27 protein-coding genes and 1 pseudogene are annotated in these 23,512 nt (G+C 26.0%); 3 read left to right on the top strand and 25 right to left on the bottom strand.

The window, feature by feature from the left end; translation table 11 throughout:
* Nucleotides 1-216: 216 nt before the first annotated feature.
* From A500_RS04305 to A500_RS04365, 15 genes are all read right to left on the bottom strand, one after another.
* Nucleotides 217-495 (bottom strand): hypothetical protein, encoded by a 279-nt coding sequence (locus A500_RS04305; protein WP_016206366.1) that lies wholly within the window; start codon nt 493-495, stop codon nt 217-219.
* 2 nt (nt 496-497) lie between these two features.
* The gene (locus A500_RS04310; RefSeq protein WP_016206367.1) at nt 498-752 is read right to left on the bottom strand and encodes a hypothetical protein; all 255 of its coding nucleotides are present in this window, start codon (nt 750-752) and stop codon (nt 498-500) included.
* A gap of 96 nt (nt 753-848) precedes the next feature.
* On the bottom strand, nt 849-1,298 hold the full coding sequence (locus A500_RS04315) for a hypothetical protein (protein WP_016206368.1): 450 nt from the start codon (nt 1,296-1,298) through the stop codon (nt 849-851).
* A gap of 425 nt (nt 1,299-1,723) precedes the next feature.
* Nucleotides 1,724-2,128: a hypothetical protein gene (locus tag A500_RS04320; protein ID WP_016206369.1), complete on the bottom strand. Its 405-nt coding sequence runs from the start codon at nt 2,126-2,128 to the stop codon at nt 1,724-1,726.
* Between the two features lie 55 nt (nt 2,129-2,183).
* Nucleotides 2,184-3,821 carry a DEAD/DEAH box helicase gene (locus tag A500_RS04325; protein ID WP_083935667.1) on the bottom strand — a complete coding sequence of 546 codons (1,638 nt, stop codon included), beginning with the start codon at nt 3,819-3,821 and terminating at the stop codon, nt 2,184-2,186.
* Between the two features lie 550 nt (nt 3,822-4,371).
* A complete protein-coding gene (locus A500_RS04330; RefSeq protein ID WP_016206371.1) occupies nt 4,372-6,240 on the bottom strand; it encodes a hypothetical protein in 1,869 nt (622 codons plus the stop codon).
* Nucleotides 6,241-6,261: 21 nt separating this feature from the next.
* Complete coding sequence (locus A500_RS04335) at nt 6,262-6,453, bottom strand: hypothetical protein (RefSeq protein WP_016206372.1); 192 nt, start codon at nt 6,451-6,453, stop codon at nt 6,262-6,264.
* Between the two features lie 114 nt (nt 6,454-6,567).
* Complete coding sequence (locus tag A500_RS04340; protein ID WP_016206373.1) at nt 6,568-9,471, bottom strand: hypothetical protein; 2,904 nt, start codon at nt 9,469-9,471, stop codon at nt 6,568-6,570.
* A 40-nt stretch (nt 9,472-9,511) separates the two neighbouring features.
* Entirely contained in the window at nt 9,512-9,673 is a 162-nt protein-coding gene (locus A500_RS20295) for a DUF5659 domain-containing protein (RefSeq protein WP_157453608.1), read from the bottom strand.
* Nucleotides 9,674-9,797: 124 nt separating this feature from the next.
* Nucleotides 9,798-10,682, bottom strand: coding sequence for a hypothetical protein (locus A500_RS04345; protein ID WP_016206374.1), 885 nt, complete (start codon nt 10,680-10,682; stop codon nt 9,798-9,800).
* A gap of 132 nt (nt 10,683-10,814) precedes the next feature.
* The gene (locus A500_RS04350; protein ID WP_016206375.1) at nt 10,815-11,450 is read right to left on the bottom strand and encodes a hypothetical protein; all 636 of its coding nucleotides are present in this window, start codon (nt 11,448-11,450) and stop codon (nt 10,815-10,817) included.
* Nucleotides 11,451-11,665: 215 nt separating this feature from the next.
* Nucleotides 11,666-12,013, bottom strand: a complete 348-nt coding sequence (locus tag A500_RS04355) for a hypothetical protein (protein ID WP_016206376.1) — start codon at nt 12,011-12,013, stop codon at nt 11,666-11,668.
* Entirely contained in the window at nt 12,010-12,234 is a 225-nt protein-coding gene (locus tag A500_RS04360; RefSeq protein ID WP_016206377.1) for a helix-turn-helix domain-containing protein, read from the bottom strand. The genes A500_RS04355 and A500_RS04360 overlap by 4 nt, the downstream gene beginning before the upstream one ends.
* A 239-nt stretch (nt 12,235-12,473) precedes the next feature.
* Entirely contained in the window at nt 12,474-12,611 is a 138-nt protein-coding gene (locus tag A500_RS20300) for a hypothetical protein (protein WP_157453609.1), read from the bottom strand.
* Between the two features lie 47 nt (nt 12,612-12,658).
* Nucleotides 12,659-12,883 (bottom strand): hypothetical protein, encoded by a 225-nt coding sequence (locus tag A500_RS04365; protein WP_016206378.1) that lies wholly within the window; start codon nt 12,881-12,883, stop codon nt 12,659-12,661.
* A 170-nt stretch (nt 12,884-13,053) separates the two neighbouring features.
* Here A500_RS04365 and A500_RS04370 point away from each other — a divergent pair, with 170 nt between their 5' ends.
* Both A500_RS04370 and A500_RS04375 read left to right on the top strand, forming a co-directional pair.
* Nucleotides 13,054-13,266, top strand: a complete 213-nt coding sequence (locus A500_RS04370; protein ID WP_016206379.1) for a helix-turn-helix domain-containing protein — start codon at nt 13,054-13,056, stop codon at nt 13,264-13,266.
* Between the two features lie 109 nt (nt 13,267-13,375).
* Complete coding sequence (locus tag A500_RS04375; RefSeq protein ID WP_016206380.1) at nt 13,376-14,803, top strand: type I restriction enzyme HsdR N-terminal domain-containing protein; 1,428 nt, start codon at nt 13,376-13,378, stop codon at nt 14,801-14,803.
* Nucleotides 14,804-14,839: 36 nt separating this feature from the next.
* Here the strand turns inward: A500_RS04375 and A500_RS04380 are convergent, their stop codons facing one another.
* The 8 genes and pseudogenes from A500_RS04380 to A500_RS04415 all read right to left on the bottom strand — a co-directional run.
* Nucleotides 14,840-17,188 carry a type IV secretory system conjugative DNA transfer family protein gene (locus A500_RS04380; RefSeq protein ID WP_016206381.1) on the bottom strand — a complete coding sequence of 783 codons (2,349 nt, stop codon included), beginning with the start codon at nt 17,186-17,188 and terminating at the stop codon, nt 14,840-14,842.
* Nucleotides 17,185-17,406, bottom strand: coding sequence for a hypothetical protein (locus tag A500_RS04385; protein ID WP_016206382.1), 222 nt, complete (start codon nt 17,404-17,406; stop codon nt 17,185-17,187). The genes A500_RS04380 and A500_RS04385 overlap by 4 nt, the downstream gene beginning before the upstream one ends.
* Before the next feature lie 11 nt (nt 17,407-17,417).
* Nucleotides 17,418-17,831 carry a hypothetical protein gene (locus A500_RS04390; protein WP_016206383.1) on the bottom strand — a complete coding sequence of 138 codons (414 nt, stop codon included), beginning with the start codon at nt 17,829-17,831 and terminating at the stop codon, nt 17,418-17,420.
* A 275-nt stretch (nt 17,832-18,106) separates the two neighbouring features.
* The gene (locus tag A500_RS04395; protein WP_016206384.1) at nt 18,107-18,316 is read right to left on the bottom strand and encodes a hypothetical protein; all 210 of its coding nucleotides are present in this window, start codon (nt 18,314-18,316) and stop codon (nt 18,107-18,109) included.
* Nucleotides 18,304-19,170 carry a ParM/StbA family protein gene (locus A500_RS04400; protein ID WP_016206385.1) on the bottom strand — a complete coding sequence of 289 codons (867 nt, stop codon included), beginning with the start codon at nt 19,168-19,170 and terminating at the stop codon, nt 18,304-18,306. Before A500_RS04400 ends, A500_RS04395 begins: the two co-directional genes overlap by 13 nt.
* 171 nt (nt 19,171-19,341) lie before the next feature.
* Nucleotides 19,342-19,539 (bottom strand): helix-turn-helix transcriptional regulator, encoded by a 198-nt coding sequence (locus A500_RS04405; RefSeq protein ID WP_016206386.1) that lies wholly within the window; start codon nt 19,537-19,539, stop codon nt 19,342-19,344.
* A 528-nt stretch (nt 19,540-20,067) separates the two neighbouring features.
* On the bottom strand, nt 20,068-20,502 hold the full coding sequence (locus A500_RS04410; RefSeq protein WP_016206387.1) for a helix-turn-helix domain-containing protein: 435 nt from the start codon (nt 20,500-20,502) through the stop codon (nt 20,068-20,070).
* An 82-nt stretch (nt 20,503-20,584) separates the two neighbouring features.
* A pseudogene (locus A500_RS04415) lies at nt 20,585-21,232 on the bottom strand (magnesium chelatase domain-containing protein); the annotation flags it as partial.
* Nucleotides 21,233-21,373: 141 nt separating this feature from the next.
* Between A500_RS04415 and A500_RS04420 the strand changes: the two are divergent.
* On the top strand, nt 21,374-21,745 hold the full coding sequence (locus A500_RS04420; RefSeq protein WP_016206389.1) for a YraN family protein: 372 nt from the start codon (nt 21,374-21,376) through the stop codon (nt 21,743-21,745).
* Between the two features lie 35 nt (nt 21,746-21,780).
* Here the strand turns inward: A500_RS04420 and A500_RS04425 are convergent, their stop codons facing one another.
* Both A500_RS04425 and ylqF read right to left on the bottom strand, forming a co-directional pair.
* Nucleotides 21,781-22,593, bottom strand: coding sequence for a ribonuclease HII (locus tag A500_RS04425; RefSeq protein WP_016206390.1), 813 nt, complete (start codon nt 22,591-22,593; stop codon nt 21,781-21,783).
* 4 nt (nt 22,594-22,597) lie between these two features.
* A complete protein-coding gene (gene ylqF, locus A500_RS04430; protein ID WP_016206391.1) occupies nt 22,598-23,464 on the bottom strand; it encodes a ribosome biogenesis GTPase YlqF in 867 nt (288 codons plus the stop codon).
* Nucleotides 23,465-23,512 lie beyond the last annotated feature (48 nt).

The raw sequence follows: 23,512 nt of genomic DNA on the forward strand, positions 1-23,512 counted from the left end.
TGTATACTAAGTGTCTACTTCTTTATTAATAGATCTAGTAAATCGTAATTAACTTCGTAATAATAGTATGACTATACGAAGTTATTACCGCCCCTAGGAAAAGGAGAGAGCTAGACCTCAAAAGAAATCTAGCTTAAAAAATTTAACAAAACATAACCTAATAATAAGGTCAAAAAAGCACACTAACTATTCGTTATAGTGTACTCAATCACTCTATTATTTCTTTGAATCAAAATACTGATCTAATAATTGTTTACGTTTTTTCTTTAACTCATTAAAGTTACTCAAATTCCTATAAGCTCCACATTTAACATTTTCAATTATTCCATCTACTTCAATATCCCTGCATTTAGGAAATTCAAAAGTTGTTTCATGATTACCATCAGGCTTTCTAGTAAAATCCATGATCCTTATATCTGGTACATCAGACAACATAACTTCTAAAAAATAATTGTCTGTAGTTAAAAGATAATTTCCAAATTTATTTCTATCCATATTTACTCACCTACCTTTTCTATAGCAATTATTTCATCAACATTTATTAGTAACTCTTTTCCAAAAGGTATAAATTTATATTCTAATTCTACTGCATCTAAAACATCTGTAATTAAATTCTCATTATAACTATAATATAATTTCTCTTCATTACAGCTTTTCATTGTTATTTTATATAAAAACTTCTCCCCTTCATTTGAAATATCTTCATTTATTGCCTTTACTAATCCTAAAATAAATTCATTATCACTTATCATTTCTCTATCTCCTCTTTATTTATATTTATATTTTTATTTCCAAATACTTCTTCAAATTTCTCTTGCATTCTTAATCTATATTTCCAATACTTTTTATTAAAAGTCTTCTTCCTCATCGTCATCTTCTAATGCTTCTCTTAATTTTCTATATAAACTTTTCTCCACTTCTTTATCAGTTAAATCTTCTAATATTCCATCAAATAATAAGTCATCTAATACATTAATTTGTTCAGATATTAAGTAAAGTCTGCATTGCTCTTTCTCAAGATTATCCATTGCATATGTTGACATTCTTCTATCTTCATCATCTAGTAATTCTTTACCTTCCTCATCATTTAACATATAGTTAAAACCTTCTATAATTACATTAAATTCTTCATCTGTTAGTTCAACCTTACTTAAAGCTATCAAATCATCTTCTTTACAGCTAAATTCAAGACAATTCCAACTCCATAAAGTTCTTTTAACTTCTATTGGCTCTTTAGTTATTGGATTCATCCCTGTTACTGTCTGTACTTTTTTGTTAAATAAATCTTCTAATCTCATATAATATCCATCCTATCTTTTAATATAATAATTAAGCAGTTTAAACTCATGCTTAGGAGCCAATTAATTATAAAGGAGTAATTTATAAATAATTTAGTTAAAATACAACTTTTTTAAAGTGGAGTTATATAACCACTTGACATTATCCATTCTTTTAGTATATAGTATAGTTGATATATTATAATGTATTACTAAAAGAACGGAAATTAATCCGCTCAATTTAAAGCTTTAAACTTGCATATATTTATACTGCATCGCATTACAGCAGTTGGTGTACTCAGAAAACATTCCTTTCCTCTCCTTATGGAGATTATAGAAAAGTCTATCAACTTAGCAATACTGCTATTAATAGAGTTCTTGCCTTTATTTTTCTCCCATTTTTAAAATAAAAAGAACCAGATTTCACTCTAGTCCTTAATTGTATTCTATCGTTTAATTTTCCCAAATGTGATTAACCATGTTCTCATTTTATCTAAGTCCTCAATATAATCTTTACATAAGGTTGCATACTCGTTCAAAAAATCAACCTTCAATTCTTCGCTATAAGAAACAAACCAATCAGCATGAAATTCTTTTAGTATTTTGTTTAAATTGTGTAATTGAGCAACCTCATCATCTATTTCTAATCTCAATCTTATTTTATTAATGCTATAATGCATACCTTCTCTATATTTTATATGATTTTCTACTGATCTTTCAAAAAATGATCTAAGTGTCACTTCTTTATTAATTAGATCTGTAAAATAATTAGATACGCCATTCAATTCAGCAATATCATAATCTAAATTCAACAATGCGTCTATTACATATTCAGAATATCCTTCTATCAAGAAATCACCTCCTTCCTCATTTATATAATTCTTCAAAACTTTTACAATACCTTCTTTAAATCACATCTTTCAAAGAAAAATAGGAATTTTTTACACTAAAATAAACTAAAACATCCCAAATCGTCTTAACCTTTTTGCCTTTACATGCTTGTACTTGTTTTTGAGTTAAATTATCTTTCTTTTTCCAATTGCATTTTGGATTTAAGTAAGCACCCGACTTTTCAACTTTTCCTGCTATATCTTCTATTTCTTCTTGCAACTCTTTTAAAGAATTACTTTCACTTATTGTTTCTAATTGATAAGTATAACCTTCACCTTGAATTCTTTTATAGCTTATATAGTTGTTATCTTTGGAAACTATGTAGAAATCTATATCTTTATTGGCTTTAAGTATAGCTACATCAACGTTGCCAATTTTATTAAAGTACCAATCATATATAGAGTTTTCTCTAACATTAAATATTGACTCATTAAATAATTCAATTTCTTTCATAATTAATTCTTCTTCTTTTAGTTTTCTAATTCTTTCTTGTTCTTCCTTTGCTAATCTATCTAATTTATCTATTTCAGCTTCTTTCTTTATTCGTTCCTCCATCTCTAATATATCTTCACCATCTTTTAAGCCAAAAGCAGTATTACAATTTATTAATCTATGTTTTTTACAATTGTCTGTTATATCTAGGATTAAAGCATCTTTTTTACCTTCATGTAATCTTAGCGATCTTCCAATTTGCTGAATATATTTCATCAATGAACGAGTTGGAGTAGCCTCTACAATACAATCTACGCTAGTAATATCTACCCCTTTAATCAAGATATTTACATTGCATAATACCTTTATTTCTCCTTCTTCAAATCTTCTTAATATATCTGCTCTTTCTTTACTATCTAAATCCGAATCAATGCTCTCGCAACTTATTCCAGCCTTTTTAAATTCATCTCTTATATTTTTAGCATTATCGATACTAGAACAAAATACAATAGTAGCCATTCTATCACTTGCATATTCAACCCACTTTTTAACTATAAATTTATTTCTATCTTCTATATCGATTCTTTCACTTAATTCTTTTTGATTAAAGTCTCCCAATGTCATACTGACACCATCTAAACTTACGTTACTTTCACATACTAAACAACGTGGACTTACTAAATATCCTTGCTTAACCAACTTTAATATATCTTCTTTATAAATAATATTGTCGTAGACTTTTTCTATTCCATTTGTAAATGGTGTGGCAGAAAATCCACATACATATTTAGCACCTATTTTTTCTATTATTTTCTTCTGTTGTTCTAGGGCAATATGACATTCATCTATAATTAAATAATCTATTTCTCCATTAGATAAAATTCTTTCCATTCTATCACTCCCAGGATAACTCATAGACTGTCTCGTTGCACAAGTTATACGTTCTCCAACCTCATCTAAAGTACCTTTAACTCGTCCTATTTTCTCATCTGTGAAATAGCTTAACTTTTTTATTGTCTGTTGCAATAATTCTTCCTGATCAATAATTATTAAACTTCTACCTTGATTTTCTGCTACTAGTTTAGAAAATACAATTGTTTTTCCTCCACCAGTTGCAATTTCTATTATATTTTTACTTCCCTTATTCATTTCCTTTATTTTATTTAAAGCCTCTATTTGATAATCCCTTAACTCCATATTTATCTCAATTCCCCTTTTCATTTTATTCGAATAAATTTAATCACTCATTATTCATTATTACTATTTTCTTCAATTTCTATATCTTATATATTTAAAAAATTCACTTTCATTTATTTAGTAAATTGACGAAGGCTTGCCGAAGACTATTTACTAAATAAATGAATCTTGCTTCTTTGAAAGAAGTATAATATTTATTAACCTTTAAATTAACTTTCAACTAACGTTAAATAAGTGCTACCTACTAAGAAATTTGTATCTCACAAAATCTTAATAAATAACACTTATATTTTTTAATTTATAACTATTTTATATAAATATGTATTAATCGGTATCGTACAAACCTAGTATTCAAGCCATTTGTAGCCATTTTTATTGTGCGAAAACACCTTTATCGAATTTTCAACACCACTCAAACCATTGATATTAAGCCATTCTCACGACATCGTTTTTTCAAAATTGGTAAAATAGCCTCTAATATAACCTATATTACTTATATGAGAAACTTTACCAAAATAGCTTAAAAAACACCTTCAAACCTAGTCATAGAGCGACTTTACACAATTTCAAAGGTCTAATATTTATAAACATGATTTACCCTATTCCCCTTAACCTTACCTTCTTTAATTCTTTTGGTCTTGCAAAACTCTAAGAAATCACTATTTGTCCAAATATCTCTCCAAGTTGGTTTACTTATACCTAGTTTCTTTTGCAACTCAGAACTTTTAATCTTCTCCCATTTGCCCTGAGCCAATTTCTCTTCTATGTAATCTTTAAATACATCTAATTTAGAACGCTTAGATACTCTTTCACCTAAAAATTCTTCTTCGGAAACAATATTATAATTTTCCATATTGAATCCATTCAACTGTTTTATTATCTCATTAATCATCATTGCATCATCTGTAAAAATATGATAATGTGCTTGTGGATCTCTATTTCTAGCAACCCTCTTTAAGGATTGATATTGACAAGATACCATATCTGTAAACATTAACTCTTGCAACTTATCAGAATTATGAAATCCCCAAGTTTTTAATCCATCTTTATCTTTTTTATATGTTGTTTCCATTTCTTTGGATGTAGGTTTTATGCCAAAAAAGTACCTATATAGAAATATGTAATAAAATCTAGGTTGCCTATATGTATGTGCAAGAAAGCAATTACTGAAGTCTGCATAATCATTTCTGCCTCTTTGGTTTTCATAATTGCAGAAGCTAATTCTTTCTTCATATTCTAGTTGTTCAGAAAACAACCCTTTTTCAGCATTTAACAATTCTATTTCATCTTTTATTTCTTTATCAAATTCTGAAAAAGTTATATTTTTAAGATAATCTGATTCATCATTTTTAGTAACAATTAAACCCTTTTTATTATCTCCTAGCTCTTTAGTTACATATGTAGTAAATTTAGGTCTAAATAAATGATTTATTTTACCCTTTCCAGTTGTAGTAGTTTTTAAGTTTATAACTGTCATTTTGCATTTATCATGACTTATTTTCCTGTTTGTCTTTTCAATTTTAAACAAATTAGCCTTATAAATAGTAGAGAAACTAGCACTTGCATCTAGCATTATATTATTCGTTAATTTAAAAAAGCTGAAATCAAAATCATAAGTAGCTATAATTTTACCTGTAATATCTATTAAAGAATATCCTTGTATAGAATTAAGTATGACTTTTTCTAGTAAATCTATATATTCTAGTAGATCATTTATGTATCTTTTTTTATTAGATCTCTTAAAATCATCTAATAATTTTATATCTATATTAGCTTCATTTTTAATTATTTCTTTTTTTAAACTACCACACTTTAACTTTATGTTATCTGGATCTTCTTTTAAGTTAATCCAGTGTAGTTGATTTATTGGTTTATATTCTTCACTCTTAAATAGATTTTCTAATACATCAGTTATTTCTTTAAGCTCATCAGCCATATTAAAAGTTAAAAATAAATCCAACATCTCTAGATTCTTTTTTACAGTAAAAGTATATAAATTATTTTTTATAGGATTAAATTCTTCATCTATTATTAATGTTTTAAAAGTTTCTACTAATTTTGCTAACCTATTATTTTCACCCTTGCATAACCTATAATACTGAGAGTGAGTAATAACTATAACACTATACTTATAGAACTCTATAAAATTAGCACTCAAAACTAAGCTTTTATTATTCTTAATCATATCTACATCTGAAACTATTCCAACAGCTTTTTTAAACCCAGCTCCTTTATTAATTTCTTTAACTATTCTATCTACTTCTACTTTAAATTTAGTTACTATTAAAGTTTCTCTTTTAGATTTAATTGCACTTTCAATAGTTTGTCTAGTCTTTCCACTAGATGCTTCTAAATCAAATACTTTAAATTTAAATGTATTGCAGCCTAATCTAATTTCTTCATCTAATTTATTTAACTCATCTTCAAATAAATCTTTATTCACTCTTTGCTTTTTCCTTTCTTTTTATTTATTAATTAATTCTTCAACGATTTTTAAAACTTTATCAAAATTATTATCCCAAACAAAGCTCCAAACCTGTTTATCTAATTCAAATTTATTAGGATATACATAAGGCTCTTGCTTACTTAAATAACTTAAAGTAATTGCATGTTTTTTAGATTTCGCTATATAATACTTTTTTTCATTACTTTTCATTTCTAATTCTCCATTTTTCTCATTATTTTTATTGACTATTGTATAAAAACAATCTATAATGTTAATAATAAAACTAAAGGAAAGATGGCAGTCTTCCCTTCAGTAAAATATAAATTAACTAACTTTAATTTCTATAAATTGATTTAGAAATTGTTCCTTTTTAGATTGATAAAGAACATTTAATAATTTTAAACGAATATGAGAATTACTGGTTTTACTATCTTTCCTTAATGTACTTAAAATTAAGGAATTGATAGTTTTATCGGTTATGCTCATTTTTTTTATTTTTTCAATAATTAATTCTACTAAATACGCTTCTTCATGAGAGAAATCAGTTTTCCTACTTCTCATTTCTTCCTCTGAAACTCCCTCCATATCTGCATTGAATTTTTTAACACTTTTATTCCAATTCTCAACTAATTCTTTTATCTTCTCTAGTTGCTCATGCTTTGCCTTTCCTTTTATTTTTACAATCAAATCCTTAGTTTCTATTTTCTCTCCTTTTTTCTTACTTTCATTTATTATTTCTTTTGATATAATTTCTTGTAAATAATTCATTGTGCATTTAATTTTTTCATTAAAAGAATCCTTTTCTTTCTTAATACCTTTTTCTTTAATCATTGCTATTTTATCTTCTTCTATTTTTTCTCCTTTATGTTTATCTATATAATCATTTATTATTTTATTTTTAATTTCTTGAGCTTGATATTTATTTTTATATACCCCTTTGTATTTTGTTTCTTCGTTATATACTCTATATTCAGTATCTTTATTTTGAGTTATATAGTAGAAAAATAAAGGTCTTTTAGCTTTTTTAATAGCTTTTTCGGTTATTTTTATTTTACCTTTTTTATCTGTTTTAATTTTAGTTACTACTTCGCCCTCATCTTTTTCTTTCAATTCTGAATTTAAAATTTGTGTTAATCTATTTATTTCTTTGTTCAGCTCCACTTCATACTGCCTTTTAGCATTATCTATAGATACTTGTGCTAATACAGATAAAATAATTACACTTTTTAACAACTCCTTATCCTTATAACCACTGTTTGCAAATAGACTCATTGAAATTTGTGCCTGATTTGAACTCGTTCCAGTATCATATTTACCTTTTGCTAATTTATTATCAATAATAGCTTTATTCTCCAATGTATTTATGTACTTATTTTTACTTTGTGGTATTTTATTAACAATACAAGCATAACTTTCCTTCCTAAATACTTTTTTTATAACTACTTTTACTATATTTTCATCATTGGTAGTAAACATGAAGTCGCTATCAAAATCACAGCCGTTTGCAAGATCTTGAATCTCAGTATCTATACAATTTATAGCCATTATGTTTTTACTAAAGTTAAAGTATTTTTCAAACAACTCACTTCTATTATTTTTAAAGTAAGCTATATTATTGGGACTATTATGTGGATTTCTAAAACCTACTAATTTTTCCTCATCTTCAAATCTTTTGGTATAAACAGATATAAAATTTTCAGACTTAGGTAATGTTTTATCTTCCATAGTTACATATCCATCTTCAACTTCAACTTCCTTTACTGAATGTAATAACATTAAATAAGGATTCCCTACAATTGTTAAATTTTCTGCATTTACAAGTACTTTTCCCTTTCTTAGGTTCTTTTTTAATTTATATATTGTGCTAGATTTAAAGTCTTTGAACAATTCAGTTTTTGCAAATTCCTTATTTCTCTCATATAGATCTATCATCATTTCATTTTCATTAATAATATTTACATTTTCTCGTAAATGTTCTATGAAGGCTTTATTATCTTTATTCTTTAATTTATTTATGTAATCAATAGAATACCTTGCTATATCCGTTAACTCTTCCTTATTTACTGGTAATGTATTTAACATCTGATAACTCATTCTTTGTTTATCTTTAAATTTACTTTCATGGTCTTCTTTGCATACTCCAAATAAATTGTTATCTTCATCCACTGCCTTTTTCCAAGACTTAAAACCTTCTGATTTATCTTTAAAGAACTTCTCCCACTTCATTGCATTTTCTGTGGTTATCATTTTAATATTTTTTACTTTTATATAATTTCCATATCTATCTTTTAATGTTTCAGTTTCATAATCTAGTCCATTTCCTTTGCAGTAATTTTGCATAAATAACTTTATATTTGTTCTAAATCCACAAGCCTTAAAGAAATGATGTCTTAACAGTTTCATCCCTGCTTCAGATTCTCCAAATAATGAGTCATCTAATAATGCCTGACCATCAAACAATGTATTTTCCACATAATCATTTTCATAAATTACATCACATTGATTTTTCTCATTTACAATTACCTTCGCACAATTTGTAAGTCTTCTACTCTTTAAATCATCTATTACTAAAATTTCATTAGGATTTATTGTTATATAATCTTGTATAGTAGAAGCAGTTAATGACATATAAGCCATTATTTCAACTACCATGGCTTCCTCATCCTCTGGAAGTTCTATACCCATAGTTTGCCATTTTACAATACTGTCATGTATTTTTTTATTTATGAATAAACATTCTCCAACCATTGCTTTAGCTGATGATCTAAACCAAAACTTATATGTAATTTCGTAAGGTTTCATTTCTTCTTCTTGTAATATTTCTCCATCTCTATTTTTTAATATGTACTTTCTATTTTCATAATCGGTTATAACTTTGGTTCCTTCTTTTTTACTTCCTTTGATAGTCCTTTCTTTATCAAATTTAAGTTCAAAACCATCTTTATAAAGAATCTTTCTAATGTTCTCAGCACTTATTTTATTATCTTTTATGTAATCTTTATATTTTACATATTTACTTTCATCTATTTTCGTAACTGGCATATTAAATTTTAAGTTAATTATATCGTTAGTAGAAAAGTCTTTTATGGATAAGTCTTTACTTATCTTGTCCTTTAACTTACTATTAGCAAATACTGCTTCATATTTTAAATTTATGTACTTTCCTTCTATCTTATTTCTTAATAGGTCTGCCCCTTCTATGTTTATAATTTTAATTCCATTTTTCAATAATTAACACTCCTTTTTGTTTTATTAGTTTAATTTACTTTTACTTTTTAGAATATTCTTGAATAGCTTCTCTAAGTTCTTTACCATCTTGAAATAACCACACTATAAATTTAGGTATATCCCTATTAGGCATTGTTCCTTCTACTTTAAACCCTTTGGATTCTAAGTATTTCTTTAGTTTAAGCGTTCTTATTATGTACACATAACCACTCCTTTTTATTTTTTATTTTGGAGAATTATTATCTCCTTATATAAATATTACACACCCTTTTAGAATAAGATATTTACTAACCTCACAAGACTTTAAGGAAGTATTTTCTCCCATTTTAAAGGTTATTATAAACCTTTTTGTCCTCTTTTAAAATATGTACTTCTTTATTTTTAACAGTAGCATAAACCACTTTTTCTTCTCTATATTTAAACTCTTCATTATTTTTAAGCTTTCTTTTAACCAATTCTATAATTTGTTCTGGTTTTACATTACATCCTATATTAAATCTACATGCTTTGGCTTCCTGTAATACTATCTTTTCTCCAGATCTTATCTTATAATCGGTTTTAAATTGCGTAAATTTTTCTAAACCAGGACTTCTAGGACTAAAATTAAAATGTATTCCACTTGCTAATCTTATTACGGTTTCATCTTGTGAAAAATAATCAGTTACTTTCCTATATTCCATAAGTAACTTTATTAATTTAGCATGTAAATCTGCATAATCAGTAATTTCTCTTACCTCTTTATATAAGTCAGTTTCTTTATATGCCCATTTGCAGTCGTGGTTTGTTTTCCCTTTAACAAAGGTTAATACTGATAAAAATATAGGACTTGCATCTGCATTAATATGACCTATTTGCGGAGTTATATGCTGATACCTTTCGGTTACAAATGCATGAACTAATTCGTGCCTTATTATATCTCTTAGAGTTAGACCTAGAAATCTAGTATAGGCATCGACTCTTTTTCTTCCTCTTGCTATTTCTCTATCCAACTCTTCTGAACTAATCTTAATTACATGAGTAAAGTTTTTTTCATCATACTCATACAATCCAGCTGTTTCATTGTTCTTAAAATCAACCTCCTCTATCCTTATATCATCGTAAAGTAAACTCCTCCTTTGCCTATAATAAATTTTCTTTTTTAAATACTTAAGCTCCTTTTCTAATGCCTTGTCTAAAATTTCTTGTCTACTTAATTGTTTTCCTCTTTGCATAAATCCTCATACTCCCTTTTTAAACTATTTTTTATTAAGATTTCTTATTTATATGATATAGGCTCATAACTACTTCATCAAACATAGGTTTGCAAATTCAAATATTCATTATTTTTTATATAAAGTATCCTACTAATCAAATTTCTTATTAATATATCTCTCTAATAAGTCTATAGCTTGTTCAAACTTTATTTTTGTGTTTACCCTAATTTCAGAAGTTATTATTCCTAATTCTCCAAGATATTTTCCTTTAGATTCATTTTCTGGAACATGAAACATATATTGATTACCTTTATATAAATTTAAATAGTTGAAATTATCTCCTATTTTTTGAACATGAAAACCTTCTAACTTTAATCTATTTTCTTCAATAGCCTTTTTTATAACTAAATCTTTTAGATCATATAAATTAATTTGTCTATTTTTGCACATATTAACCATTTTATAATTTTTAAGATAGTAATTTTTATTTTTAGTATCTCTTGATTTCTTAGCTGATTTATTAATAACATAAAGAGATTTAAATATATTTTCATCATTAATATCTAATTCAATTAATTCTTTTGTGTTTCTAGTTTTAATTTCAATAGTATCTTCCATTCTATAAAATGAAAATTCTCTCCATCTTCCCCCTGTATAAACCTTGCATATTTCTTCTTTAGCGTCTTTAGTAGGCTTTCTATTGTATTTTTCCTTTAAATATGCTTTTGTATATAAATTAAATTCTTCAGCCTTTTCTTTTGCTACTACCCAATTTTTAAAATTCATATCCTTACCCCATTATTTCACTTTATTTTTATAAACTATTTTTCTTTACTAACTCTTTTTAGTTGTTTTTTTCAATGAGTTTTTTAAAAATAATGCATATCAAGCGATATGCTAATATTCTCTTATATGGTCAGATAATTCATATTCAATTTCTATATTTTTGTAATGATCGTCAATTTCTCTTAACTGTTGTATTTTATCAAGTATATCTAGCTTTATATAATCTTCAGCAGAAAACTTATATAAACTATCCCTATCTCCATATTTTTTACTTGGTTTAAATGTAATAATACTGTTCCATAATCTGAATTCATCAATGTTTTTTTATCAGATAATATAAACATTAATAATTGTTCTATTAGACTTCCAATTTCATTAAAAGTACTTTCATTTAAATCTTCTGCTAAACAAGCTATTCCAGCTTCTAGATTTTCAAATAATTCTCTATTATCTTCTAATAAGTGTATTTTATTTATGTTGGGTAACTCAAAATTATCTATATAATTAGAGTTATACTGTTTTATCTTATATTCAAGTCTAGCTGTTTCAACTGCAAGAATCATTTTACTGGTACGTTTACTATCAACATTAAAATCACATGAAATATATTCTTATTTTCTAGCCCAAAAAACTCAGCAAGTTGATTAAGTCTTTCTTCTGTTACATCTAATAATCCCTTTTCCCATAAATTTATTGTATTTGATGATACACCTATCTCATCAGACAATTCCTTCATCGTTAATCCAAATGTTTTTCTTATAAATTTTAATCCATTTACTTTCATTTTAACCTCACTTGCAAAAAATCAATCTTTATATTTATATGTTATATTGTTTATTGATTTTTTGCAAGTAGATTTTTAAAATTTTTTCCATTTTTTCATATTTAATAAAACTCTAATTTTATTTACGTTTAGCTTTTACTGGGCGTTTATTTGCGTTTTAAGGTTCTTTTTAGCTTTCAATTTCAAGACGGTAAATTATACCTAATATCCTATAAAGCTTCTTTCAGAGCCTAAAACCACTATAAAATCTCATTGTCTATTGAATAATATTCTAAGTATGCTCTTTCTAAATCATCATAATCAATTTCCTTCTCCTCAGTTGAAATTTCCAATAAATTCTTGCAAAATTCTTTGACTTCATCACTTATTTTAATCATTTTTTCATCCTCTTTTATATTTTTATAATCTTATAGTTCTTAACCTTTTAATAAATCGCATTGATTTCTAAATATCTTCCGTCACTTGTAATAAATTCGAAAGACTCGAAATATTCCGCTACTACTTCTTTAACTCCAATCTTTTTTATGCTGCTTAATAAATTATTTAGAGCTATTAATTTTTCATATCTACCTCCAGAAACTTCTTCTAAGCTCACAGTCTCAATTTCCATATCTTTTAATCCTTTAATAAATTTTTTTAATTCTTTCATTTTAATTTCCCCCTCATATTTTAAACTTTATTATTTATTTACAACATTTACCTTATGTTTTAAGTATAGACTATAATTATTATATTGTCAACGCTATAATAATTATTTTTTATAAACTTTAATAATTATTTTTTCTAATGCTATAATATTATTTATAGGGAGTGATTATCATGGTTAAAATTAAACTTCAAGAAATATTAGAAAAAGAAGAAAGATCTTTAAATTGGGTTGCTACAAAAACTGGAATAAGTTATAGCACCCTTCATAAATTGAACAATGGTGAAACTAAAAGTATAAGTTTTGATGTCCTCGAAAGGATTTGTCTATTGCTTAAAATAGATGTAAGTGAATTAATAGAAATAAAACAAGAAGGGACTAGATAGTCCTTTTTTTATTTCCATCATTTTTATTACATATTATTTTCTTTACTAGGAATAACTATCTTTATAATAAAATACATTTTATTATAGTATTATTAAGGAGACTTATATTATGAAAGATAAAGAAATAATATGCAGTGAAAAATTAAATCAAATAAGCCAACAATATTTAAATTTACCTTTTGATTCTACTGAAGAAGATTTAAAAATAAAAGTAGTTATTGATATGTTAGAATTACTAGGATACTCAAGAAATCTAATGAAATTTGAGCGTTCTGATCTGTTAAAGAAAAGAACTGATATATATATAACATATAAAGATATTTCTATATATGTTGAAATCAAAAGAAAAAACCATGATTTAACTTTAATTGATTTCGATCAACTTGTTAGTTATTTAAATAGAAATGGTTGCGAGTGGGGGATACTAACTAATGGTGACTATTATTATTTATTCAACAATAAACTTGAGAAAATTGAAAACAAAGTAGTATTTATTTATAAATTAATCTATGAGTGGAAACATTGTCATAATAAAGACAATAATAATAGATTTTTGAAATATTTGCATATAGACAATCTAATTAAAAAGAAATCTACTCACTATTTCTATTATTATTGTCTTTATTCATCTAATTGTAAATTACCAATTAAATCTTTAAAACAATATGAGAGTGCAATATTTGATTTTTTTGACTATTTAAATGAAAATCATATTATTTGTGATGATACACTATTATCGTCTTCAAGGTTAGAAGAATACTTAGATTATCTAGCAGAAAATGGATTAAAAGATAATACTCTTTTAAACAAAGGTAGATATATTTCATCATTTATAAAGTATCTTGAAGATAAAAATAGTCGTATTCTATCTAGCAAAAATTTTACTAACTACAACATTGAAAACTATATAGAGAAAAAAGATAGTAGTTATAACGAAATAAAACCTATTACTACTGATGAAATAAACAAATTATTTACTTACTATTCAAAATTAGATGATTTTTCTTATATTAGAAATAAATTGCTCTTTGAATTTTTTATATATTCATGTCCTAGTATAGAAACAATAAAAGAAATGAAAATGACTGATATAACTATAACATCAGATAAAGCTACTATTTCAATTAATGGCTTTGAATATACGCTTCCTGAAAATATTCGTAAAGATTTTATAAAATACAAAGATTTGAGAAAAATGAAAAAAATTAATTGTCCTTATGTTTTTTATGTTCTTTATAATGGTAAATATCAATCAATGGGTACTGTTACAATAAATAATATAATCAATGTATCATTCTCAAAATTAGATGGTTTAAGTGAAGAAAGAAAGAAAGAATTAGGAATACGAAATATTCAAAAATCAACAATCCTAAGAATGATTGATAATGGTTTCTCATTAGATGAACTATATCTTTTGACTGGAAATTCAGTGAGCTCACTATTTAAATTTTTAGATAAGTCTACATTAAAAGAAAGATCAAAATCATTAAATAGAAAACTTCTAAATAATAAGCATCCGTACAGTGATGTATTGTAATATAAAAATTATAGAGGGTACTAAAATTAGTACTCTCTATACTGGTTTAGGTAATTTAGTTATAAAACTTGCATAACCTTTACTATAATAAACTAAATTTAATGAAGGATATTTATATGTTTTTGCCATATCTCTTAAATCCTCATATTCTAAATTCTCAATCTTAGATTTTAATAAATTGAAGTCTTCCTCTTTAGTTCCTTTTAGCAACATAAAAGTTCCCCCAGCATCTACAATACTAGTAAATAAACTCTTAAGTTGTTGCAATCCTTGAGTTGTAAATATAAACTTGCAACCAAACTTCCTAGTTTGTGGTAATGTATTCTTTTTACTTAGCATCTGCATAGCTGTAGGACATTGAAATATTTCGTCTATAGCTATGTGAATTCTTTTAGGCTGCTTACTCCATTTTCCCCTCATTTCAGTTGCTAACCATATTTTACTTATAAAAAAAGTAGTTATAATATCTTTGGCTTGTGAGCTCCATTCATCTTGTAACATCTTTACGATTATTAATTTACCCTTTTCTAATTCTTTAGCAAAATCTACATTATCTTTAGATCCTTTGTTAAACATATATTCTAAAGCCACATCTTCTTTCAACAAACTTATTCTATCTAATATACCATCAATCCTAGTATCTTTAGTTCCAATAATCTCTGGCTTTATACCTTCTTCAATTTCTTTTTTGCTAGGCTTACTCCATTCATCTAGTTCTTGCAATATCTTTATTTTATCTTCAAGTAATAATAATAATTCTTTATCTAACCTAGAAATATAATAACTTCTACTTTTATGATCTTCTAAACAATTAATAATAGCCTTTAAAGAAGTTTCTCCTGTACAAAATACAACCGTTCCTGCACTTACTAAATACTTTCTCATACGTGCCTGTAACGGATACGCTTCATCATTTATGGCATTTATTAATTCTACAAACTGCATCACTTGTAAATTAGCATTTTTAATCCTTTCAAATGGAGTTGTTTTATTTAAATTAGAAATTTCATTAAAAGCAAATCCTTGCATACATTTCTCATTAGAATAATCTAATAATATTACATCTTCTCTAGGTATATACTTTAATACTTCTTGTGTTAATTCATTATTTTTAATATAATCAATTAACACTCCACCTTCCCCCCTACTTCTTGCAAATTTATATATATTAGCTACAAAGGTACTTTTACCTGACCCTTGGCTTCCATCACAAACTAAAGGATAAGAACCTACGTTATATTCATCTTCTAAATAGCACTCTACTTTATTTCCCTTATAACTATTCTCTCCTAAACTAAAGTAACCTGTAGTTAGTTCCTTTGGCACTTCATTTTCTTCTGTCTTTATATGTGAAATATGATGTTGAGTTAGTATAGCCCTTCCCGGTATTTGTAGAAATTGTCCCGCTTCACTCTCAGACAAAGTGTTGATTGAAGTATTAAAATTATACTGTTCTATATCAACATACTTCTTTACTTTTTTAGCTACTAATTCATTATCATCATCACAACACCTAAAACTATTAATAATTGAATTAGCATTATTTAACCTTCTAACACTATCTGCACTATTACTAGCTATAAGAATCTGAGTATTTAAAACTGTCGCATTAGCTTTTTGCTTAGTTGAATTGCTTAGTCTTTTCTCTTCTTGTAATACTCCTAAAACTGCATTATACAGATTCTCTTTTTCATCTTTCTCTTTAGCCCCAACTAAATCTCCCATCACTTTTAAAATAGAATTTACTGTATCTAGTAATAAAATAATAGAATTTCTAAGAATATAGTCAAAACTCAAAATACTTTTATCTACAGATTTACGTTCTTTTAATTTTCTCATTGTTTCATTGTATCTATCCATCCAATTATATTGTGGACTTGCTATAAAATTATAGCAAACCATCACTCTATCAGTATCTTTCATTATCTGCATTACACCTAAAATAGAAGCTAAAGGTTGGTTATCTTTATGATCAGTCATTAAGCTAAGTGCATCATCTTTTTTATAAGTCATCTCATAAAACTCTGTATCATTAGAAAGTGGCTTTATACCACCTTCCAATACTTTTATAGTAGCTTTAAACCAAGTTTCTATTAATTTAGTTAAAATAATATCTTTAAATATCTCTGGTACTAAAAAGTAAAAATTAGCATTATCGTCAACTATATCTATAATATAACTAATCTTAAAATTCATGTGAAATATTAACTTTTTCTTTTCTCTAGTAACAACCTTATTCATTTTTTTAAAACAATTAGCTATTGCAATGGCAATATTTTTAGATGAATAATTTCTAATACTTTTGTGAGGTACTACTTGAATATAAACATATTTAGGTTTTACTATTTGGAAGTATTCACTCAATTTAATGCTCTTTTCTTTCATATATTAAATGCTCCTCCAAGTGTTTGCAATAATACATACAAAATTATTGCGATAGATATACCTTTCCCAGCTTTTCTTCGTCCTCCTATATACAGTAATAAAGATATAAGACAAAATATCAAACATATCCAAAAGCTACCTTTTATTAATCCATTAGCAAGAAATTTTAATAATTTCACAGTACAACTAATTAAAGCTTCTTCAATTGCTTTACTCATACCTTAACCTCCTAAGAAAATAAATCTCTAATTAGAATAAAAATCTCTGGCAATAAATAAAATGCTAAAAATAACCCTATCCACTTTAATGTAATAGGTAACAATGCACTCTTTCCTTTTCCTTCTTTAAAGACAGCAAATAGTATTTCCAGTAAACAACCTATTAAACATACCCAAAAGCCTAGTTTCTGAACTATTCCTAAGAATATCCAACCTGCTTTATCTAATTTAACAAAAGCATCGCTTGTATCTGCCAATACATCTTTTGTAATATTCAATCCTGTAATTAAAAATACAGTACATCTCGTTAACCTTTTATTCTTTAATATTTCACCTGCCAAGCAATTTATATTTCTTTTTTCTTTTTTAATAAATATCTCTTTATTAAAAACCAACTCATTATTTAATGTAATTCCTATTTCCACAACATAATCCTCCATGAATAATTACTTTTAAATTTGTTAAACTATTAATATAAATTTATCGGAGGTGCTTTATAATGATTACTGGATTTGCTTTAGGTTATTTAGCATGTTTTGCTGTTGTTTGTGCTGTAGTAATTTTTTAATTTTTTATACTAAACGCTTTAAAATGTAACATTTAAACATAGGTATGCATAAGCTATTGTAAGAAGCTTGCTTCTAACGATAGCACCCTTGCCCCAAGTCTTGTTACAAGGATTTAGGGGTATTTTATTGCTTTAATTTAAAATATCTGCTATATCATCAGCTATCTCATTGTCATTTCCACTAGAAATTTCTTTCTTTTCATTGACCACTTCATTTTCTTCAAGCCCTTTTAATACATCTTTTATATATCCACTTATAGAACTTCGTTTTTTTAACTTATTATAAAGTTCTATATCTTCTGGAGTATTTTTAAAATTTACAACTATTCTTAACCTTTCCATTTCGATACCCCCACATTTTTAAATCCATTAGCATTAGCAAATAAATAATTATCTATTACTTCTAATCCTTTAATTTTATTGGATAATGAATTTTTTAATAATTTCACACCACCACCACTTAATAAAACCTTACTTGTTCTAATCGGAAAATTTCTTAATTCATTCATAAGTTCTTCTATAAACTCTTCAACTATAGTTTTCATAAAGTTAAAATCTATTCCTTCCCCATCTACTGTAAGACCTTCTCTCAAAATCACTTCTATATCTTCTAATTCTAACTTTAATGTGTAAGTAGAATTTATATGGTGCCTTATTCTGTTATATAGTTCTATCATTCCTTTAGGTAAGGTTGTACAACTTTCTAGCTTACCATTTTTAAAATTAACTATATTAGTAGTACCCCCACCAATATCTATAACCACCGCATTTTTAGGTCTATTATTTAAACTAAAATACGCTCCAGCACCTTCTGGAAAAACTAAAATATCATCTATTATAATTTTTTTATTTACACCATTCAGTTTTACATCATGAATTTTCATCTTTAATAGAGTATCTTTAAACTTATCTCTATTATTCTTGTAGGAAAGTGCAGGTAATCCAACAACTGCTTTAAAATAATTTGTATTTTGAATAGCTAGAGCATAAATCAGCAATATCTCATTAGTACTTTTATTTGCCTTATCATAGTCATTTTCAAGCCTTCCTTCTTTTAGGTAATACTTTATACTTTTGTATTCTAAAATGTCACCTCCAGCTTCTAATAAACTTTCCATAGTAGTATATCTACTTGGAAATATATTTCCTTCACTTGTCTTAACGTTCCAATTTCCTAAATCAACTCCAATTACCATAGTTACACCTCTTTATACATTCTTACATCTTTGTCACACACATAATTTAGTAAGTTGTGTGCCCTTAGATGTCTTTATACTATAATGTACGTCTTATAGGCAAAATTGTTACCACTTATGGAAATTATATTTATATTAATGGTTATTTTATTTATAAAAAAAGATACTTGGTTACTCTCTAAACCAAATATCTTCAACTTTCATATTTAACTTTTCTGCTATATCTATAGCGTTCTCTAAACTAGTGCCTTTTTTATTATTTTCTACTAAATTATAATCTTTTTTGCTCATACCTAACATTTCTGCAAAGTCCTTTTGAAATTTATATCCAAGTTTTAAACGTATCTCTAACAATCTATTTTTAAGCAATAGTTATCACCTCTCTTATATATTATACAACATCATGGAATAAATTTACAATATTATGTCAACACTCTAAATGAGGTGATTATTTTGAAAAATAAATCTAAAAGCTTTATAAAGATAGATTTTAATATTTATTTATTATTACTTTTAATTATTATATCTTTTATTTCTTACTGTATTAATCTTGTCGTGTAACTTCAGAATCATTTGTCTTATCATGAAATCTTATAAATGTCATAAGTGATACGACAAATTATTCTGAAATAGGTTTCCGAAAAAAATTAGCTTATAAAATCAATTTAATATATTATAAAATATATTAAATTCACCTTATAAGCTTTAATTTATATTATAAAATCTTAATTTTAAACATAGATAATAAACTTCTCAACTCCCTTTCAAAAAAATATTATAGCCACTTGCTTTTATTAGCTAATATGTTTATAATATATTTAACTTACTTGTTATTGGAGTTAACAAGTTTAATGCTCTTAGAATTGCCGTTCTAAGGGTATTTTTTTGTACTTTTCATCATTCCCAACCTAGCAATTTATTTTCTAAACTGTTCCATTCTTCTTTAGAATAATTACGCCCTTCAAAATTGTTAAATCTTAACTTAGGCTTTTCACTTTTTTTATCAAATTTACTTTTAAAATTATTAGCTACTTCTTCTTTCTTATCTTTAACTTTCTCTACTGTATTTTTAAGCATTTTATAAATATTTGTCATATTAAAACCTCTACGTTTTATGGAAATATACCCCTTTTCTGCTAAAGCTTTAAGATGTCTTTGAACTGTTCGAACACACACACCTAAATCATTAGATATTGTTTTTTGAGCATACCATACACCTTCCCCTTTATAATCTTTAGAAACTAAATAACAGTAAAGCTTAAATTCTTTTCCGCTAAGCTCCAATATTGCCTTATTCTTGATTGAAAAATATCCTGTTTCGTAACTACTCATTTTTAACACTCCATTTATAATTAATATTTACCTAGTCATCTTAGATAAACCTATCTTTAATAACCTTGATATTGTCTTTAATTATAAATATATTATGTTTCCCAGCAGCTGCTATCTCCATTGCTCTTTTTGATGTTTTTTGTCCTATAATGTCTGAATAATCTAAATAAGTTTTATTATATTTTTTAGCTTCTTCTTCAAATGTAAATGGTAATAAATCTTCGTTATTAATAAAAGAAACAACTTCTTTTAATGTTTTAAAAGGATAAAAATTTCCTATATTAAATGATCTTAATTCTTTTAAATTATTCAATGGAAAGATAAAGTTATTTTTTCTATTACTTTCTCCTTCAAAAATTATTGGTAATATTCCCTTTATTTCTTTTAATTCTCCACCTAGAGAAAGTTCTCCAAATACTATAAAATCTCTGAGATCTTTATTACATATTTGATTTGATTTCATAAGTATTCCAAGGGCAATTGGTAAATCAAGTAATGATCCTATTTTTTTTATATCTGCTGGAGCTAAATTTATAGTTATTCTTCCTAATGGAAAATCAAATCCACTATTTACTATTGCAGAACGTACTCTTTCTTTTGATTCCTTTATCGAAGCATCAGGAAGACCAACGATACTAAAACTTGGCATTCCTTTGTTTATATCTACTTCAACATTTATAAGTATCCCATCAAGTCCATTGTGAGTAGCACTTATTATCTCTATTGACATCATTATCACCTCTTAAACATTATTGACACTATAATTTAATTATTAAACATTTATTTCATATGATTTAATATATTATTTTTGTCAATATTATAAGATAGTTATATTTTTATACAATTTTTAAAATTCTTATGGTGGTGTATTATGAGTAAATATAATAAGAGTATAGGCTGTTATGGTGAAGACTTAGCTTCTTCTTACTTAATATCTAAAGGCTATTATTTATTAAGTAAAAATTTTAAAAATAAATATGGAGAAATTGATTTGATATTCAGATATGAGGGAATAATTATTTTTGTAGAAGTAAAAAGTAGGTACAATTACTCCTATGGGTTACCATTAGAAGCTGTTACCTACTACAAACAAAAACAAATAATTAATTTATGCAAATTTTATATCCTTACAAAAAAACTTTTTAATTATAATTGTAGATTTGATGTTGTTGAAGTTTATTTTAATAAAGATAATGAGTCATACTTTTTAAATCATATAGAAGATGCTTTTAGAGGATATTAAATATATACATATCAAAACAAAACTAAATATTTATATTAAAGAATATTTTTCAAAAATGATCTTCTATGTATTCTACACGGACCAAAATTCTTTAAAGCTTCTATGTGCTTACTAGTACCATATCCAGCATTTTCTTCAAATGCATAATATGGATAGTCCTTTGCATATTCTTTCATTAAATCATCTCTATATACCTTTGCTAAAATAGATGCTGCTGCTATAGATGCTGACTTTGCATCACCCTTTATTACAGATTTATTAGGAATATTAATTCCTTTTATTAAATAACCATCTGATAAAATAAGATTAGGCTTTATTTTCATAGATGTGCAAGCTTCTAAAAATATCTTATTATTACAATAAGATATTCCTTTTTTATCTATTTCTTCATTTGAGCTTTCCGATATATGATATGCCAATGCTTTTTCCTTTATAAGTTCTGCTAATTCTTCTCTTTTCTTTTCTGATAATTTTTTAGAGTCATTTAACCAAAGTATAAGCTCATCATCAATTATATTTAAATCTAATATAACTGCGCAAGATACTATAGGACCTGCAAGTGGACCTCTTCCGACTTCATCAACTCCTGCTATAAACTGATAATTTCCAAATCCTTTATCAAAGTTATACATATTTTTTACTCTTTGAATTTCTTTGATTATTTTTTCCTTTTGCTTAAATAATTTATCCGCTAAAGATTTAACATTTTTTCTCTCATCCAAGTAAAGTTTATCTATTAAATATCTTATTTCATCATTGTTTTTTTCTTCAAATATATTAATATCATCTATATAAGATTTTATTTCTTTATAACTTAATGATTTAATATCATTGTTTAATAAATTCATTAACTTACTCTCCCATTACTTCTTCATTTGGCAGTTCAAGTGAGATATTACCTATTTTACCACCTCTAAATTCATCTAAAAGAATTACAGCTATTCTATTATAATCTATTTCTCCACCTTTAATTAAACAACCTCTTCTTCTTGCTATGCTATTTAAGGTCTCAAGAGGGTCTTCATTTATTTCATCAATCTTATATCTATCTTTTAATTTATTTCCATAAAAGACTTGAAGTCTTTTTACCAAATTATATGCAAGCTCTTCTACATCCATTATTTCATCTTTAATAGCACCTGTAAATGCTAAGTTAAGAGCAGTTTTTTCATCCTCAAATTTAGGCCATAAAACTCCGGGCGTATCTAACATCTCAATATCCATTTTGGTTTTTATCCATTGTTTACTCTTTGTAACTCCAGGTCTATCTCCAGTCTTTGCTATATTATTTTTGGCCATCTTATTTATAAAAGTAGATTTACCTACATTTGGTATTCCTACTACCATAACTCTCATTTGTATCTTTACTAAGCCTTTAGCCTTTAATCTATCATGTTTTTCCTTAAGCAATAAATCTAAAGTTGGTTTAATTTGATTTAATCCCTTTCCATTTAGACAATTTACTTCTATTACTCTTACATTTTCTGAGGATAAATAATTCATCCACATTTTTGTCACTTTAGCTTCTGATAAATCGCTCTTATTTAAAAGTATTACTCTCGGTTTTCCTTCACAAAGCTTATCTATATCTGGATTTGCAGAACTTCTTGGTATTCTAGCATCTCTTATTTCAATTATCGCATCCACTAGCTTTAAATTTTCTTTTATTTCTCTTTGAGTTTTTTTCATATGTCCTGGAAACCAATTAATTGTAGGCATATTAAAATTCCTCCCTATCTATTTTACTATTTGTATTATATCCACTTG

It is taken from the genome of Clostridium sartagoforme AAU1, assembly GCF_000401215.1.
In the GTDB taxonomy this organism is placed as follows: Bacteria; Bacillota; Clostridia; order Clostridiales; family Clostridiaceae; genus Clostridium; species Clostridium sartagoforme.